12 protein-coding genes are annotated in these 17,724 nt (G+C 67.8%); 10 read left to right on the forward strand and 2 right to left on the reverse strand.

All coding sequences use genetic code 11. From position 1 onward, the window contains the following. Nucleotides 1-494 precede the first annotated feature (494 nt). Together BMZ17_RS20315 and BMZ17_RS20320 are read left to right on the forward strand one after the other, a co-directional pair. Nucleotides 495-851: a glycine zipper 2TM domain-containing protein gene (locus tag BMZ17_RS20315; RefSeq protein ID WP_093144278.1), complete on the forward strand. Its 357-nt coding sequence runs from the start codon at nucleotides 495-497 to the stop codon at nucleotides 849-851. Nucleotides 852-1,122: 271 nt separating this feature from the next. After that, a complete protein-coding gene (locus BMZ17_RS20320; RefSeq protein ID WP_093144281.1) occupies nucleotides 1,123-2,046 on the forward strand; it encodes a DUF808 domain-containing protein in 924 nt (307 codons plus the stop codon). 40 nt (nucleotides 2,047-2,086) lie between these two features. Here BMZ17_RS20320 and BMZ17_RS20325 read toward each other — a convergent pair whose 3' ends face one another. Together BMZ17_RS20325 and BMZ17_RS20330 are read right to left on the reverse strand one after the other, a co-directional pair. Further along, entirely contained in the window at nucleotides 2,087-2,791 is a 705-nt protein-coding gene (locus BMZ17_RS20325) for a DUF998 domain-containing protein (protein WP_175485702.1), read from the reverse strand. A gap of 113 nt (nucleotides 2,792-2,904) precedes the next feature. After that, complete coding sequence (locus BMZ17_RS20330) at nucleotides 2,905-3,306, reverse strand: winged helix-turn-helix transcriptional regulator (protein ID WP_093144287.1); 402 nt, start codon at nucleotides 3,304-3,306, stop codon at nucleotides 2,905-2,907. Between the two features lie 105 nt (nucleotides 3,307-3,411). On the opposite strand from BMZ17_RS20330, the gene BMZ17_RS20335 reads away from it, so the two are divergent. The 8 genes from BMZ17_RS20335 to treY all read left to right on the forward strand — a co-directional run bounded on the left by BMZ17_RS20335 (nucleotide 3,412) and on the right by treY (nucleotide 17,719). Next, nucleotides 3,412-4,398 (forward strand): acrylyl-CoA reductase (NADPH), encoded by a 987-nt coding sequence (locus BMZ17_RS20335; protein WP_093144290.1) that lies wholly within the window; start codon nucleotides 3,412-3,414, stop codon nucleotides 4,396-4,398. A gap of 77 nt (nucleotides 4,399-4,475) precedes the next feature. Beyond that, the gene (locus BMZ17_RS20340) at nucleotides 4,476-5,111 is read left to right on the forward strand and encodes a Rossmann-fold NAD(P)-binding domain-containing protein (protein WP_093144373.1); all 636 of its coding nucleotides are present in this window, start codon (nucleotides 4,476-4,478) and stop codon (nucleotides 5,109-5,111) included. Nucleotides 5,112-5,271: 160 nt separating this feature from the next. Beyond that, complete coding sequence (locus BMZ17_RS20345; protein ID WP_093144293.1) at nucleotides 5,272-7,158, forward strand: DUF1302 domain-containing protein; 1,887 nt, start codon at nucleotides 5,272-5,274, stop codon at nucleotides 7,156-7,158. 500 nt (nucleotides 7,159-7,658) lie between these two features. Beyond that, nucleotides 7,659-9,179, forward strand: coding sequence for a glycogen synthase GlgA (gene glgA, locus BMZ17_RS20350; RefSeq protein ID WP_254775508.1), 1,521 nt, complete (start codon nucleotides 7,659-7,661; stop codon nucleotides 9,177-9,179). Between the two features lie 89 nt (nucleotides 9,180-9,268). Beyond that, a complete protein-coding gene (glgB, locus tag BMZ17_RS20355) occupies nucleotides 9,269-11,428 on the forward strand; it encodes a 1,4-alpha-glucan branching protein GlgB (RefSeq protein WP_254775501.1) in 2,160 nt (719 codons plus the stop codon). After that, a complete protein-coding gene (treZ, locus tag BMZ17_RS20360; RefSeq protein ID WP_093144298.1) occupies nucleotides 11,428-13,194 on the forward strand; it encodes a malto-oligosyltrehalose trehalohydrolase in 1,767 nt (588 codons plus the stop codon). The genes glgB and treZ overlap by 1 nt, the downstream gene beginning before the upstream one ends. Then, nucleotides 13,191-15,113, forward strand: coding sequence for a 4-alpha-glucanotransferase (locus tag BMZ17_RS20365; protein ID WP_093144301.1), 1,923 nt, complete (start codon nucleotides 13,191-13,193; stop codon nucleotides 15,111-15,113). The genes treZ and BMZ17_RS20365 overlap by 4 nt, the downstream gene beginning before the upstream one ends. Beyond that, nucleotides 15,110-17,719 (forward strand): malto-oligosyltrehalose synthase, encoded by a 2,610-nt coding sequence (gene treY / locus BMZ17_RS20370; protein WP_093144304.1) that lies wholly within the window; start codon nucleotides 15,110-15,112, stop codon nucleotides 17,717-17,719. The genes BMZ17_RS20365 and treY overlap by 4 nt, the downstream gene beginning before the upstream one ends. Nucleotides 17,720-17,724: the final 5 nt, after the last annotated feature.

A 17,724-nucleotide genomic window follows, 5' to 3' on the forward strand; every position in this document is an offset into this window, starting at 1 on the left:
GGTAGTGTGGCTTAAGCCATGCAAGAGTAGGTCATCGCCAGGGCCTTACCCCAGAACCCCGTAGATCGAAAGATCTGCGGGGTTCTTCTTTGCGCGGAAGAAAAGCAACTGCTCAGACGAGCTGGGAAGTGAATCGGCCCGATAAATCCGGGTCGCAGGCTTGCAGCAGCCAACTTTTGGAGAGTGCTCGGGCGCGCGGCGTTCCGGAAGTGAGCTTGCGAGTACTTCCTACGGATTGAGATCGACGCCTTTCGAGCGAAGCATCTCGGATCAACCCGGTACCGCACACCTGTTATTCGAACGCATGACTCGAAGATGCTCAGGTCTGAATCACTGCGAGAGTGTGGTTTCAACGTTCACGCGCGGCTGATGTCTCGAGCCAAGCGCTGAATCAAAGGTGCGCGTTCATCGAATATGCGCGCATTTTCACTGCAAGTTGCACAGCGGGATGGCTTCATGGCTGCACGTTTCAAAGCAGTCAATCGAGGTGTGCCATGAAAGCGAGCAAACTGATTCTGTGTGCGGGCCTGTTGGGGATTGCGTCTGCGGCCTCTGCCCAGCGCACCTATGGACCGGAAGATGAGGGACGCCGTTTCAACGACGGGACGCGCGTGGTCTGCAGCAATGTCGAAGTGCAGAAGAACAGCAAGGATCCGAACCGCATCGCCGGTACCGCAACCGGTGCGGTGATTGGCGGCCTGCTGGGCAATCAGGTCGGCGGCGGTAACGGCAAGAAGCTGGCGACCGTGGGCGGCGCGATTGCCGGTGGCGCCGCGGGCCGCACGATCCAGGGCAATCGTCAGATCGATAACGGCGATCGCGTCGTTGAGAAACAGTGCGTGCGTCGCTGAGTCGATTCACTCGCAGCGTTTTCGAAGAGCCGGGCATCGCCCGGCTCTTTGCGTTTAAGTCGCTGATCCCAGGAACCGGGTGCGGTGCGCGATCAACGTCTGTTGATCGATGACTGATGCGTGGCACGCCCTGCATTCGCTTCCTGTCCTCTCTGTCACCAAGGCGATGGCAGGAATCCGTCAGCCAACGCCGTCCCCGCCTCCCGCGCGCTCCCGCTGGCCATGACGGCCATGCACAATGCGTGCTCCCCACTTTTGGACGATGCATCACATGGCCGGAGCCAGCCTGTTCACCCTGCTTGACGATATTGCCACCATGCTCGACGACGTGGCGGTGATGACCAAGGTCGCGGCCAAGAAAACGGCCGGTGTCCTGGGGGATGATCTGGCGCTCAACGCGCAGCAGGTCACGGGCGTGAAGGCCGATCGCGAGTTGCCGGTGGTGTGGGGCGTGGCCAAAGGCTCGCTGCTCAACAAGGCGATCCTGGTGCCGGCGGCGCTGGCGATCAGTGTGTGGCTGCCGGCCGCGATCCCGTACCTGATGATGATCGGTGGCGCTTATCTGTGCTTTGAAGGCGTGGAGAAGCTGGCGCACAAGTTCCTGCATTCCAAGGAAGACGACGCCGCGCGCCACGCCGCGCAGGTCAAGGCGCTGTCGGATGACAGCGTGGACGTGGTGGCCTTCGAGAAAGACAAGATCAAGGGCGCGATCCGTACCGACTTCATCCTCTCGGCCGAGATCATCGTGCTATCGCTGGGCGTGTTGAGCGAGCAGGTCCCACCGCCGCCGTTTATCCAGGAGGTGATCTCACTGGTGGTGATCGCGCTGGCCATGACCGTCGGCGTCTATGGCCTGGTCGCGGCGATTGTGAAGCTCGATGACCTGGGCCTGTGGCTGAGCAAGAAGGGCGAGGGCCTGGCCGCGATCGGCCGTGGCCTGCTGGTCGCCGCGCCGCTGCTGATGAAGTTCCTGTCGATCGCGGGCACGATCGCGATGTTCTTGGTCGGTGGCGGCATCCTGGTCCACAACATCGGGCCGCTGCACCACTTCATCGAAGGCGTGTTGCCGGAAGGCATGCTGGGCACCGTGTCGAGCACGCTGTTCAATGCGGCGGTCGGCATCGCGGCGGGGGCGATCGTGCTGGTCGCCGTACAACTGTTCGGCAAACTGCGCGGCAAGCCCGCCGCGCATTGAAGCCATCAGCCGGCGGGCGCACATGCGCCGGCCAGCGCGATCAGGTCGGCAGCGCTTCCGGCCTTTGGCTCATGCGCAGCTGCAGAAGCGACACCAGACACAGCCAGCCCAGAATCACCGCGATCACCGACTTCTGGCCCAGGCCGATCATCGGCTGCGGGCAGAGGCCCAGCAGCGACAGCGCCAGGAAACATCCCAGCGCCCACGGCAGCGCCCACACCACGTGCGGACGCCAGCGGCTGTCGCGCAGGAAGCCGTGGACCTGCCAGTTGATGCCGGTGATCGCCGCAAGAAACGCGGTGGACGCGGCGGCGCCATGCACGCGCCCCTGCAGGGACACCGGCACGTTAGGCATGTCCATCCAGGCATAAGCCGTCACGCACAGCGCCACGGCGGCCACGCAGAACAGCAGCGGCGGCATCACGCTTCGCGCGCGCGGCTGCAGACTGCCCTGCACGCTGAAGACCAGCGCGAGCATCCCCAAGCTGAGGATGCAGTAGCCCGACTGCAGCAGATGCCCCCACGGCCCGATCAGGTACAGGCTCATCTGGTCGCGGACCAGATCCAGGTCCGGACGCAGCAGGTGCACCACGGCGGTGATCGCGACAAATGCGGCAAGGCTGACCAACGCCAGGCGCGGCAACAGCGCACCGGCGCGCGACGCATGGGCAACAACAGGGGAAAGATCGGTCAGAGGTGCCGGTCCTGGCATGGTGGTTGGCTTGTTGGCGGCTGCTTCTTGCAAGGCCAAGATTCTAGTCATCGGCGTGTGTGCACGCGATGCAGGTGTCCCGGTTCTGCGTGTTCAGCTCTGCCGAATTTGCGGCTTTTTCTGCATTCGGGTGCCGTGACGCGCCTTCAGGCCGGTGCTGCGCTGGCGCTCTGGTTGGGCTTGCAGCGATTCACCTCTCGTATTTCGTCGCCCTCGGCCGGACGAAGCGCGTCCATATGGACCGCACCCCAGTCGCGCAGCATCAGCAGCACCGGCTCCAGGGTGCGGCCGAATTCGGTCAGTTCGTACTCCACGCGCGGCGGGACTTCGGGGAAAACTTCGCGGTGGATCACGCCATCGGCTTCCAGCTCGCGCAGCTGGAGGGTGAGCATGCGCTGGGTCGCGTTGGGCACGCGTCGCTGCAACTGCATGAAGCGCTTCTTGCCGGTGAGCAGGTGGAACAGGATCAGCGGTTTCCACACGCCGCCGATCACGTGCAGGGTGACTTCGACGGTACAACCACTCTTGAAATCCAGTTGCTTGCGCATGGCCACAGGCACACCGTTGATCCTAACGCACACGATTGTACGTTCTGTCGCACTCACACCGTGATGTCTAGCATGCGCACATCACCCATGCACAGGAGCAGGTAGATGGCATTCAAGGCATTGCAGGTCACCAAGACCGATGCGGGGCTGGCCCCGACGCTGGTGACGCTGGAAGACCGCGACCTGATGGAAGGCGATGTCACCGTCGCGGTCGAATACTCCACGGTCAACTACAAGGACGCGCTGGCGCTGAGCGGCAAGTCGCCGGTGGTGCAGGTGTTTCCCCTGATTGGCGGCATCGACCTGGCAGGCAGCGTGGTCGCATCGTCCAACGCGGCGTTCAAGGTCGGCGATCCGGTGCTGGTCAACGGCTGGGCGCTGAGCCAGACCCACCACGGCGGCTACGCGCAGCGGGCGCGAGTGAAGGCCGAATGGCTGGTGCATCGCCCCGCCGCCTTCGATGCACGCCAGGCGATGGCGATCGGCACCGCCGGCTACACCGCGATGCTGTCGGTGCTGGCGCTGGAGCACAACGGCGTCAACCCCGGCGATGGCGACATCCTGGTGACCGGCGCCAATGGCGGCGTAGGGTCGGTGGCGATCGCGGTGTTGAGCAAGCTCGGTTACCGCGTGGTCGCTTCGACCGGCCGCACCGAGGAAGCCGAGCACCTCAAATCGCTGGGCGCGGCCGAGGTCATCGATCGCCACGCATTGGGCGAGCCCGGCAAGCCGCTGCAGAAGGAACGCTGGGCCGGCGCGGTCGACAGCGTCGGCAGCCATACCCTGGCCAATGTGCTGGCGCAGACCCGCTATCGCGGCACGGTGACCGCCTGCGGCCTGGCCCAGGGCATAGATCTGTCGATGACGGTGGCGCCTTTCATCCTGCGCAACGTGACCCTGGCGGGCATCGATTCGGTCAATGCGCCGCAGGCGCTGCGCGAGACCGCGTGGCAGCGCCTGGCCACGGATCTCGATCCGGCGCTGCTGGAAGCGATGACCACGCAGGTGGGCCTGGCGGACGTGCCGCGCGTGGTCGAAGACCTGTTCGCCGGCAAGGTGCGCGGCCGCGTGGTGGTGGACGTCAACGCCTGAGTCCGTGGCGTGGCCTGCACGGGCGCCTGGGTTAGGCTGGGCGCCTGTTGGGTGCAAGTGTGGTGCCGCGCACGATGATGCAGGTGATGCTGGTGGGGGCGACGGGCTTGGTCGGTCGCCACGTGCTGTCGCAATTGCTGGTGGAAGACAGCGTCGAGCGCGTGGTCGCGCCCACGCGCCGGCCGCTGGAACTGGTCCACGCCAAGCTGCTCAATCCGGTAGTGGACTTCGACGCGCTGCCGGTGGACGCGCCGTGGTGGCAGGTCGATAGCGTGGTCTGCACGCTGGGCACGACGATGAAACAGGCCGGCTCGCGCGAGGCGTTCCGCCGCGTCGATCACGCCTATCCGCTGGCCGTCGCGCGCCAGGCATTGCGCGGTGGTGCGTTGTCGTACGCGCTGAATTCGGCCGCCGGCGCGGATGCGGATTCGCGCTTCTTCTACAACCGGGTCAAGGGCGAACTGGAGCGCGATCTCGCCGCGCTGGGTTATGTGTCGCTGACCCTGGTGAGGCCGGGGCTCATCGATGGCGCGCGCAGTGAACTGCGTCCGGCCGAGCATCTGGGGGGCATTGCGCTGCGTGCGCTGGCGCCATTGCTGCCGCGGCGGATGCGGGTGAATCCGGCCGAACGCATCGCCACGGCGCTGGTCGATGCCGCGCTGCAGGCGCGTCCGGGCACGCACGTGGTCAAGGCCGAACAGCTCGCCGCCTGAGTTGAAAAAGCACGCGATTCCGGGACAGCCATCGCGCATGCCGCAGGCGAGCAAACCGCACGATTTGCAGGGGTTTTGGTAACCCCTGCAACCAAAGTCGGCACGCGCCGCCACCGGTGGTATAAAGCACGCCGCTTTTAACGTTGCGGTAACGAAAACGATGTCCCAGATTCGCGCTTCCCGTCGCTCCCGTGTCGCCATGCCTGCGCTGTGCGCGCTGGCGTTGGCGATCACCGCACCGCTGCATGCGGCCGAGTTCAAGCTGGCCGATGGCGAAGTGACCGGCACCTGGAACACGCGCGTCACCTTCGGCACCGGCATCCGCACCACGGGGCGCTCCGAGCATCTGGTTGGCAAGGGCTTTCGCTCCGATGGCGCGGCCAAGGGTGGCGACGGCGCCGACACGGCCGACGACGGCAACCTCAACTACGGCGCGGGCGATGTGTACTCGGCGCTGTTCAAGGTCACCACTGGCGTGGACCTGAAGTGGCGCAATTTCGGCGCCGCTGTCAGCGGCCGCGCCTGGTACGACACCGCGCTGAAGGACAACGACGTGCCGCAGGGCAACCAGCCCAGCGGCTTCGAGCCGAACGCGCCGCTGGGCGACCACAATTTCTCGCAGTCCAACCAGTTCTCCGGCGGCATGCTGCTGGACGCGTATCTGTACGGCCGCTTCAACCTGGGCGACGCCGCGCACTGGGACACGCGCGTGGGCAAGCAGCGGGTGAAGTGGGGCGAGGGCGTGTTCTTCACCGGCCTCAACCAGGTCAATCCGACCGACGTGACCACGCTGCGTCGTCCCGGCACCGATCCGGCCACCGAGGCGCAGCTGCCGGTGGAACTGTTCTGGAACAAGCTGAGTTTCGACAACGGCGTCAGCGTCGAGGCCTTCTACCAGTGGAAGTGGCGTCCGACCGAGCTGGACCCGTGCGGCACCTTCTGGTCCGGTGCGGACATCGGCATCGACAACGGCTGCTCGGGCCTGCAGTCCAACGCGTACTACCCGATCAACGCGCAGTCGGCCGGCGCCGCCCAGTGGCTAAGCGATGGCTACATGGACGCGGTCGGCGCCTATCTGCCGCGTGGCCGTGACATTGAGGGCAAGGACAGTGGCCAGTTCGGCTTCGCCGCGCACTACACGATCCAGCCGATCGCCACCGACGTGGGCGTGTACTGGATGCGCTACAACGCGCGCACGCCGATCCTCAACGCGACCACGCCCAACAGCGCGCTGACCGATCCGACCCTGACCGCACGCATGGTGGCCGATGGCGTGCCGTTGGCCTACGCGCAGCTGTCCACGCGCCTGTCCACCATCACCGAGTCGTGGGAATACCCGGACGCGCTGCACCTGATGGGTATTTCCGCCTCGCACAAGGCCGGCAAGTGGAAGTTCGCCGGCGAGGCAAGCTACACCCAGGACCTGCCGGTGCAGATCAACACCGCCGACATGTTCCGCGCGCTCACCGCCAACGGCGGCCCGGTCGGCAACCGCACCTTGGGCCAGGAAGAGGGCTTCCTGCTGAAGGGCTACGACCGCTTCGACAAGGTCCAGGCGCAGCTGTCGGCCACGCGTGCGCTGGGCCCGATGCTGGGCGCGCAGAGCGGCGTGCTGATCGGCGAAGCGGCGTGGCAGCACGTCAACCTGCCAGGCCTGGACACCGCCCGCTACGGCCGTGGCTTCGCCTGGGGTTACTCGCCGCAGGGCTTCGACGGCAGCTGTGGCGCCGTGCAGAACCCGCAGGGCTGCGTGAACAAGGGCTACTTCACCAAGATGGCCTGGGGCTACCGCGTGCGCGGCCAGCTCAACTACGCCGTGGGCAGCACCACGCTCTCGCCCAGCCTGACCTGGGGCCAGGACGTGCATGGCTACTCGGTGGACAGCGCGCTGGTGGAAGACCGCAAGACCGTGGCCGTGGGGCTGGCGGCGAAGTTCGCCGGCAACTACTTCGCCTCGGTCGCCTACACCAACTACTTGGGCAACAACGACTACGACGTGCTGGCCGACCACGACAACGTGGTGATGGCGATCGGCGCGACCTTCTGAGTCGTCCGGCTCGCTGAATGCGGCCTTCGAGCGCCGCCATCGCCCCCGTGCGATGGCGGCGTTCTGCATTCTGGGCGTCCTGATCCTGTCTATTCGCTGGACACGGCGCGTGTGGTGACGCTGACCGGCAGGTCAGTTTGCAGGCGGCTTGGAAGGTCGAAATGACCGGAGCGCCAGCAGGCAATGCCCGTTCATCGGGCGGCCTTCGATTGGTCTGGTCGAGCGCTTGCATGGCGTCATCGAAATGATGTAGACGTTTCACATCGCCTTTATCGATGCGTTCGTAGATTCGATCCGAGCAGCGCCGTCGGGTCTTCTGGAACGGTCCGCTGTTCACCACTTCTTACGCTTCACGTCGCCGGCCAACCGCCTGGCGACGGTTTGTGATCCGCGTTTTTTGCTGTTCCGTCTCCCCTCCTCGCTTCGACGGATACTCCCCCGCCATGATCGCGCCCGCGATGACCGAACTCGCCACGCCGCTGCCCGACGGCAGCCAGGCGGTGTTCCCCGTTCCGCCTGCCATCGGCCAGAAGCGCGATGCCCGGGGGCGTTTCGCACCACGCGCTTCCAATGATCCGGACACCTTGCGAATCGGCACCACCGCGCGCCGCACCTCGCTGTTTGTGACCTCGGAGATGGCCGATTTCATCAAGGCCGGCGGCCTGGGTGATGTGGCCGCCGCATTGCCGCGCGCACTGCGCAGCCGCTACGACGCGCGCGTCCTGATCCCCGGGTATCGCGCCGTGCTGGCGCGTTCAGGTGCGCTGGATATCGTCGGCCGGATCCCAGCCCACGCCGGCCTACCGGAGTGCCGCATCGGCCGCACCATTCGCGCCGATGGCTTGCCGGTGTACGTGCTGCTGTGCCCGGAGCTGTTCGAGCGTGAAGGCTCGCCATACGTCTCCAGCCTGGGCGCGGAGTGGGAAGACAACGCGATCCGCTTCGCCACGCTGTCCCACGCCGCGGCCGAGATCGCCGGCGGTCGTGCCGGCCTGGACTGGAAGCCGGACCTGCTGCACCTCAACGACTGGCCGTGCGCGCTGGCCTCGGCCTACGTGAAGTGGTCCGGCGGCAAGACACCATGCCTACTCACCATCCATAACCTCGCGTACCAAGGGCTGTTCCCGCATGCGGTGGCACCGCTGCTGGGCATTCCCGAAGCCGGCCTGACCGACCTGGAGTTCTACGGCCAGATGTCGTTCCTGCGCGGGGGCATCGTCCATGCCGCGCACGTGAACACGGTCAGCGTCAGCTACGCCGCGCAGATCACCTTGCCGGCGCTGGGCTGCGGCCTGGATCGCCTGCTGGCACGACGCGCTGCGGCCGGCGGCCTGACCGGCATCCTCAACGGCATCGATGCCAGCTGGGATCCACGCACCGACGGCCACCTGCAGGCGCATTTCGGCGTCAACGACTGGGCCGGGCGCAACGCCAATGCGCGCCAGGTGCGGCGCGAATTCGGCCTGCCAGAGCGCAATGGCCCGCTGTTCGCGGTGGTCTCGCGCTTGGTGCACCAGAAAGGTCTGGACCTGATCTGCGAGGTCGCACCGCAGATCGTGGCGGCCGGTGGCCAGATCGTGATCATCGGTGGCGGCGAGCCGCAGATCGAACAGGCCGTGGCGCGGCTGACGCATCGCTATCCCGGCCATGTGGGCGCGTACATCGGGTTCGAGGAACAGCTGGCGCGGCGCATGTTCGCCGGGTCGGATTTCCTGCTGATGCCCTCGCGCTTCGAGCCATGTGGGCTGAGCCAGATGTACGCGCAGCGCTTCGGCAGCCTGCCGATCGCCCACGCGACCGGCGGCCTGATCGATACGGTGGACGACGGTGTGACCGGCTTCCTGTTCCAGGATGCCTCGGCCGATGCATTGCGTCGCTGCCTGCAGCGCGCCTTCCGCACCTTCCGCCTGCCGGGCCTGATGACGGCTATGCGCCGCGCCGCGATGCTGCGCCCCAGCGGCTGGGACATCGCGGGCGGCAAATACCTGGCTCTGTACGACCGGACCACGGCCCTGGCATGAGCGAACGGATGTCGGCAATGCAGGCGGTAAGGCAGGCCACGGGACAGGGTGAGGCGCACGAGCAGCACGCTGGAACGCGATTGGATCCAATGTTGGAAGCCCTGGTGCACGGGCAGGGCGGCGATCCGTTCGCCCTGCTGGGTCCGCATGCCACCGCCGACGGTGCGATGCGCGTGCGGGCGATGGCGCAAGGCGCCGAGGCCATGGCGCTGCTCAATGCTCAGGGGAAAGTCGTCGCATTGATGCGCTGCCTGGATCCTGCTGGCCTGTTCGAGGCCCAACTCGGCGCGGCGATCCCGTATCGCCTGCGCATCGCCTGGCCCGAATCCATGCAGGAAATCGATGATCCCTACGCCTTCGGCCCGGTGCTGGAGGAAGGCTGGCTGCACGGCATCCTGTCGGGTGATGGCGAGTCGGCGCGGCTGGCGCTGGGCGCGCATCGCATGACTCACGAAGGCGTGGACGGCGTGCGCTTTGCGGTGTGGGCGCCGAATGCGCAGCGCGTATCGCTGGTCGGCGATTTCAACAGCTGGGACGGTCGCCGCAATCCGATGCGCCTGCGCCATGCGGGCGGGGTGTGGGAGTTGTTCATGCCGGGCATGGCGCCGGGCGCGCACTACAAGTTCGAGATCACCGCCAATGACGGCGAGCGCCAGCCGCACAAGGCCGATCCCGCCGCACGTCAGTGCGAGCTGCCGCCGGCCACCGCTTCTGTGGTGCCGCAAGCCGAGGAATTCGGTTGGAGCGACGTGGAGTGGATGGCGCAGCGTGCCGCGCGGGCGACCACGCCCGAGGCGATCTCCATCTACGAGGTCCATGCCGGCTCCTGGCGGCACACCGCGACCGGCCAGCCGATGGACTGGGACCAGCTGGCGGCCGAACTGATTCCCTACGTGCAGTGGCTGGGCTTCACCCATATCGAGCTGCTGCCGATCACCGAATATCCGTTCGGCGGGTCCTGGGGCTATCAGCCGCTGGGCATGTATGCGCCCACTGCGCGGCACGGCACGCCGGAAGGCTTCGCCCGTTTCGTCGACGCCTGCCACAACGCGGGGATCGGCGTGATCCTGGATTGGGTCAGTGCGCACTTCCCCAATGACGAGCACGGCCTGCAGCGCTTCGACGGCACGGCGCTGTACGAGCACGCCGATCCGAAGGAGGGCTTCCACAAGGACTGGAACACGCTCATCTACAACTACGGCCGCCACGAAGTGTCGGCGTACCTGGTGGGCAGCGCGCTGGAGTGGATCGAGCGTTATCACATCGACGGCCTGCGCGTGGATGCGGTGGCCTCGATGCTCTATCGCGACTACAGCCGCAGCGAAGGCGAGTGGGTGCCCAACCAGCACGGTGGGCGCGAGAACCTGGAAGCGGTCGAGTTCATCAAGCGCCTCAACTGCGAAGTGGGCCGCCGCTTCCCGGGCGTGATGATGATCGCCGAGGAATCCACCGCCTGGGGCGGGGTGACGGCGCTGACCGAACACGGCGGCCTGGGCTTCAGCCACAAGTGGAACATGGGCTGGATGCACGACACGCTGGAATACATGAAGCGCGATCCGGTGCATCGCAAGCACCACCACAGCGAGATGACCTTCGGCATGGTCTACGCTTTCAGCGAGCGCTTCGTGCTGCCGCTGTCGCATGACGAAGTGGTGCACGGCAAGGGTTCGCTACTGACCAAGATGCCCGGCGATGCCTGGCAGAAGCTGGCCAACCTGCGTGCGTACTTCGGCTTCATGTGGGCGCATCCGGGTCGCAAGTTGCTGTTCATGGGCGGCGAGTTCGGCCAGTGGAGCGAATGGGACCACGATGCCCAGCTGGAATGGCCGCTGATGCAGCAGCACGAGCACCACGGCCTGGCCCAGCTGGTCGGTGACCTCAATGCGCGCCTGAAGGAACAGCCGGCGCTGTATCGCAACGACCACACCAGCGATGGCTTCGAGTGGTCAGTCGGCGATGACCACGCCAACAGCGTGTTTGCCTTCATCCGCCACGATCGCGATACCGGTGCCGCGCCGGTGCTGGCGGTGAGCAATTTCACCCCGATGCCGCGCTACGGCTATCGCGTCGGTGTGCCCAGCGCCGGCCAGTGGCGCGAGATCCTCAATACCGACAGCGGCCATTACGGCGGCTCCAACGTGGGTAACGCCGGCGCGGTGAAGACCCAGGCCGTGCCGATGCACGGCCACGCGCAGTCGCTGGCATTGACCCTGCCGCCGCTGTCGACGCTCTGGTTGAAGGCGGACTGATGGCGCCGCCTGCGGCGCAGGCCGGTCGCCCCTGGCTGGGCGCCATGCCGGCCGGAGAGGGGCGCACGCGGTTCCGTCTGTGGGCGCCAGATGCACGCGAGGTGCTGCTGGAACTGGCCGATGGCGCGCGCCATCGCCTGCAGCGGCACGACGACGGCAGCTTCGACATCACCCTGGCGGTGCGTCCCGGCGCGCGCTATCGCTATCGCATCGATGGGCGCGACCCGGTGCCCGATCCGGCCTCGCGCTGGCAGCCCGATGGCGTGCACGGCCACAGTGTGGTGGTCGATCCGCACGCCTACACCTGGCAACACGCGGCTTGGCAGGGACGGCCGTGGCGCGAGACGGTGCTCTACGAGCTGCACGTCGGCACCTGCGGCGGCTACGCCGGGGTGATGGCGCAGCTGCCGCAGCTGGTGGCGCTGGGCATCACCGCGATCGAGCTGATGCCGCTCAACGAATTCCCGGGCCGGCGCAACTGGGGCTACGACGGCGTGCTGCCGTATGCGGCCGAGTCGGCGTACGGCTCACCCGATGAGCTGAAAGCGCTGATCGACGCCGCGCACGGCCACGGGCTGATGGTGTTCCTCGACGCGGTCTACAACCACTTCGGACCGGAAGGCAATTACCTGCATCAGTACGCGGAGACTTTCTTCAACGCCGACGCGCCCACCCCGTGGGGACCGGCGATCGACTTCCGCTTGGAAGCGGTGCAGCGCTACTTCATCGACAACGCGCTGATGTGGTTGCACGAGTACCGCTTCGACGGCCTGCGCCTGGATGCGGTGCACGCGATCGTGCCGAACGATTTCCTGGAGACTTTGCGCCAGGCCATCTACGCGAGCGTGCCGGCCGGGCGCCATGTGCATCTGGTCCTGGAGAACGAAGCCAACCAGGCCTTCCGCCTGGCTGATGGCTACACCGCGCAGTGGGACGACGACTTCCACAACGCGCTGCATGTGCTGCTGACCGGCGAGGAAGAGGGCTATTACGCAGGCTTTTCCGACGATCCGACCGCGCATCTGGCGCGGGTGCTGGGCGAAGGCTTTGCTTACCAGGGCCAAGCCGATCATCGAGGGCATCGCCGTGGTGAGCCGTCCGGGCACCTGCCGCCGACCAAGTTCGTGGTGTTCGCGCAGAACCATGACCAGATCGGCAATCGTGCCAAGGGCGATCGGCTTTCCACGCTGATTGCGCCGGAAGCGCTGCGCGCGGCGCTGGCGCTGACCGCGCTGACGCCGATGATCCCGCTGTTCTTCATGGGCGAACCCTGGGGCGCGCGCGAGCCGTTCCTGTTCTTCACCGACTACGCGCCGCCGCTGGACGAAGCCGTGCGCGAGGGCCGGCGCAAGGAGTTCGCGCACTTCGCCGCCTTCGCCGATGAAGCGGCGCGCGCCAGCATTCCCGATCCCAACCTGCCGGCCACCTTCGAGGCGTCGAAGTCGGACATCGCCGCATCGCGCCAGGGCGAAGGCGCGGCATTCGCGCAGTGGTTCGCCGGCCTGATGGCGCTGCGGCAGGCGCGGCTGGTGCCGGCGCTGGACGACGCGCGCATGCTCGGCGCGCAGGTGCTGGCACCGGGCGCGATCGTCGCGCGCTGGGCGCTGGGGACGCGCGAGCTGCAGGTGGAATTCAACTTCGGCAAGGCCGACATTCCCGCACCGCCCGCCGCTGGCGCGTTGCTGCACGCGGAAAACGCCACGGCCAAGGACAGCCGGCTTGGCCCCAACGCGCTGCGCGTCTGGCTGCGGGACGCGCTGGCATGAGTCCGCCCGCGCTCAACGCACTGGCCGACAGCGCCGGCCTGCTGGTGGACTGGATCGACGTGGCCAGCAAGCCGCGCACCGTGGCGCCGCCGACCTTGCGCGCCGCGCTGCAGGCGATGGGCCTGGCATGCGCCACCGAGGCACAGTGCCGCGACAGCCAGCGCGCACTGGCGTCCTCGCAACAGGTGCCGGCGCTGTTCACCGCGGTGATCGATGCGTCGATCGCAGTGAATGGATCGCCGGGCGTGCGCTATCAATTGATCGACGAAGCAGATCGCGTACAGGAGGGCCGCTTCCATGCGAACGGCCACGCCGCTGCCGTGGCCACGCCGGGCTATTACCAGCTCCACGTCGGCGACACTGCGCCGCTGCAGCTCGCGGTGGCGCCGTCGCGCTGCTGGTCGGTGGCCGATGCCTGCAACACCATCCATCCGCGTGCTTGGGGCGTGGGCCTGCAGGTGTATTCGGCGCCGAGCGCATTGGATGCTTCCATTGGCGATGCCGATGGCGCGCTGGACTGGGCACGGCGCATCGCCGCGGCCGGCGGTGATGCGCTGGCGCTGAGTCCGGTGCATGCGGCCCGTCCGGTCGGGCGCTACTACAGCCCGTATTCGCCTAGCGACCGGCGCTATTTCGATCCGCTGCATGCCGCACCCGTGCAGGTCTTGGGCGAAGCCGCCGCGCGCGCCGCGCTGCACGCCTGCGGCCTGGCCCCGCGCTTTGCCGAACTGCACGCAGCAAAGCTGGTCGACTGGCAGGGCGGCGCGCAGGCCAAGGGCGTTTGGCTGCGCCAGCTGCATGTGGCGTTCGATGATGCGACGCGCCGGCGCGACTTCGACGCGTTCGTGCGCGAAGGCGGCGATGCGTTGGCTGCGTATGCGGCCTTCGCCGCGCGCGATGCGGGCGACGGCGATGTGGCATTCCAGCTGTTCGCCCAGTGGCTGGCGGCGCGCAGCTGGTCGGGCGTGCAGCAGGCTGCGCGCGATGCCGGCATGCGGATTGGGTTGATCAGCGACCTGGCAGTGGGCTTCGATCCGCACGGCGCCGAAGCCGCGGCCTGGCCCGACGCGGTACTGCCCGGCCTGGTGCTGGGCGCGCCACCAGATGCGTTCAATGCCGACGGTCAGGCCTGGGGTATCGGCACGTATTCGCCGACTGCGCTCAAGGCCACGGGCTTTGCGCCTTTCATTTCGCTGCTGCGCGCGGTGATGCACGGCCGTGGCGGCGTGCGGATCGACCACATCCTCGGCCTGCTGCGGCTGTGGGTGCTGCCCGAAGGCGGCAGCGCGGGCGATGGCGTGTACCTGCGCTATCCGTTCGAGGACATGCTGCGGCTGCTGGCGCTGGAATCGTGGCGCAACCGCTGCATCGTGATCGGCGAAGACCTGGGCGTGGTGCCCGATGGCCTGCGCGACACGCTGGCCCAGCGCGGCGTGCTGGGGATCGACGTGCTGATGTTCACCCGCGACAAGGCCGGTGCGTTCCTGCCGCCGGCGCAGTGGCGCGACTCGGCGGTGGCCACCACGACCACGCATGACCTGCCGACCCTGGCTGGCTGGCGGATCGGCCGCGACCTGGACTGGCGGGCGAAGCTCGGCACCGGCGGCCAGGTCGATCGCGCGGCCGAAGGTGCGCAGCGCGAAGACGAGGTCGCGCGGCTGGCCGAGGCAGTGCAGGCCGAGCAGCTTGATGACGGCGACGCGTTCGCCAGCTGGCTGGCGTTTGCCGCGCGCAGCCCGTCGCCGCTGGCGCTGCTGCCGGCCGAGGACGCGCTGGCGCTGGAAGAACAGCCCAATCTGCCGGGCGTGGTCGACGGCCATCCCAACTGGTGCCGGCGCCTGCCCGCGCCCGCGCCGCCGCAGCTGGACGACACGCTGCACGCGTTCGCCGCGGCCCGCGTCCGCGAGGCCAACGCATGACCGAGCTGCGCGCCACCGCCCGACTCCAACTCCATGCCGGCTTCACCCTGCGCGATGCCGCCGCGCAGGTGCCGTACTACGCGCAGCTGGGCGTGAGCCATCTCTACCTGTCGCCGATCGGCACCGCGGTGCCGGGCTCGACGCACGGCTATGACGTCACCGATCCGGGCACGGTCAACCCCGAGCTCGGTGGCGAAGCGGCCATGCGCGAACTGCATGCCGCCGTGCAGGCGCACGAGATGGGGCTGCTGCTGGACATCGTGCCCAACCACATGGCCGCGCATGGCCACAACGCGTGGTGGTGGGACGTGCTCAAGCATGGCCGTCGCAGCAAGCACGCGGACTGGTTCGACATCGATTGGCGCAGCCCCGGCCACGACGGCAAGCTGTGGCTGCCGGTGCTGGATCGCCCGTATGCGCAGGCGCTGGCCGAAGGCGCGTTGAAGCTCGGCGTCAGCGCCACCGGCGAGCTGCAGCTGGAGCATCACGACACCTGTTTCCCGGTACGGCTCGATGGCGCCTCGGTGCCCGAAGACCTGCAGCTGCGCCGCGACTGGGCCCATCGCATCAGCCAGGGCACCGCCCGCGGCGAGGACACGCTGCATCGGCTGCTGGAACGCCAGTCCTATCGCTTGGCGTGGTGGCGGGTCGGCAACGACATGGTCAACTACCGACGCTTCTTCGACATCACCTCGCTGGCGGCGATTCGCGTGGAGCGGCCGGAGGTGTTCAACGCCGTGCACGCGCTGCCGCTGCGGCTGATCGCCGAAGGCGTGCTCGATGGCCTGCGGCTGGATCACGTCGACGGCCTGGCCGATCCGCGCGGCTACCTGCGCCGGCTGCGCGCCCAGGTGGACAAGGCCGGGCGCAAGCGCGGCCTGCGCCCGGGCAAGGTCGTGTTGCTGGTGGAGAAAATCCTCGCGCCCGGCGAGCGCCTGCCGCGCGACTGGCCGGTTCAGGGCACGACCGGCTACGACTTCATGGACCAGGTGTCCGGCGTGCTGCACGACGCGGCCGGCGAAGCGCCGCTGCGCGCGCTGTGGCAGCAGCACAGCGGCCGCAGCGGTGATTTCGCGCAGGAGGAATTCCAGGCCCGCGCCGAGATCCTCGACGGGCCGCTGCAGGCCGAGTTCGTCCGCGCGCTGCAGGCCGCCACCGCGGCGGCGCATCTGGATCCAGCCTGCCGCGAATTCAGCCCGCAGATGCTGGGCGCGGCGCTGGCGGCGGTGATGCGGCGTTTCCCGGTGTATCGCACCTATGCTGGCAACGATGGACTGGATGCGGCCGATGGCGCGCTGTTTGCCGCCGCCGCGCAGGCCGCGCGCGAAGACGCCAACCCGCGCGTGCAGGCCGCCATCGATGCGCTGCTGCGCTGGATGCACGACGACCCGGCCACGCCAACCGTACAGCGCAGCCTGCGCCGCATCCTGCGCCGGCGCATGGAACAGCTCTCCGCGCCGCTGAATGCCAAGTCGGTGGAAGACACCGGCTTCTATCGTCACGGCGTGCTGCTGTCGCGCAACGAGGTCGGCTCGCATCCGCTGCACCTTGCACTCGACGCGCACGACTTCCACCAGGCCTGCCAGGCGCGCGCGGCGGGGCATCAGCGCGCCATGCTGGCCACCGCCACCCACGACCACAAGCGCGGCGAAGACGTGCGTATGCGCCTGGCCGTGCTGAGCGAACGGCCAGCGTGGTGGGCGCAGCAGGTGGCGGCGTTCAACACGCTGGCCGGCAAGACGATCGGCGATCGCGCCTGCGCGCCCGGCGATGCCTTGATGCTGTGGCAGATGCTGGTCGGCGCCTGGCCGCTGACGCTGATGGCGGACGATGCCGAAGGCCTGAAGGCTTACGCCGAGCGCATGGCCGGCTGGCAGACCAAGGCGCTGCGCGAGGCCAAACTGCGCAGCACCTGGACCGAGCCGAACGCCGCCTACGAAGCCGCCGCGCGCGCGCTGCTGGATGTCGCCCTGATCGAAGACGCCGGCCGTGCGCTGCGCGAGGCGCTGCACGCTGCGGCGCAAGCGGTCAGCGCAGCCGGCGCGATCAACAGCCTGGCCCAGGTCACCTTGCGTCTGACCACGCCGGGCGTGCCCGATCTCTACCAGGGCACCGAAGGTTGGGATCTGTCGCTGGTCGATCCGGACAACCGCAGGCCGGTGGATTTCGCCCTGCGCCAGCAATGGCTCGACGATCCTTCCGCCTGGCCTGAGCTGATGGACGTGTGGCGCACTGGCCGGCCCAAGGCGCGGCTCACCACCCAGCTGCTGCAGCTGCGCGCCGCGCTGCCGGAACTGTTCGCGCGCGGCGACTATCGCCCGCTGCAGGCCGACGGCGAACGGGCGGCGCAGGTGCTGGCCTTCCGTCGCCAGCACGAGGGCCACACGCTGGTGGTCGCCACCGTCCGACACGTCGCGCAAGACGGCCTCGACATCGCCGTCCCCCTGCTGCCGGCAGGCTACTGGCAGGACGGCACGCTCGCGCTGCCCGATGGCGCCTATCGCCACCTGCCCGACGGGCGTGTGCTGCAGGTCCAAGGCGGGCAGATCGCGCTGGCCGAGCTGTTCCTCCATTCGCCCGTGGCCGTCCTGGCCACCCTGCCTTAGCTCAT

The sequence above is a fragment of the Pseudoxanthomonas sp. GM95 genome (genome assembly GCF_900109775.1).
Taxonomy (GTDB): domain Bacteria; phylum Pseudomonadota; class Gammaproteobacteria; order Xanthomonadales; family Xanthomonadaceae; genus Pseudoxanthomonas_A.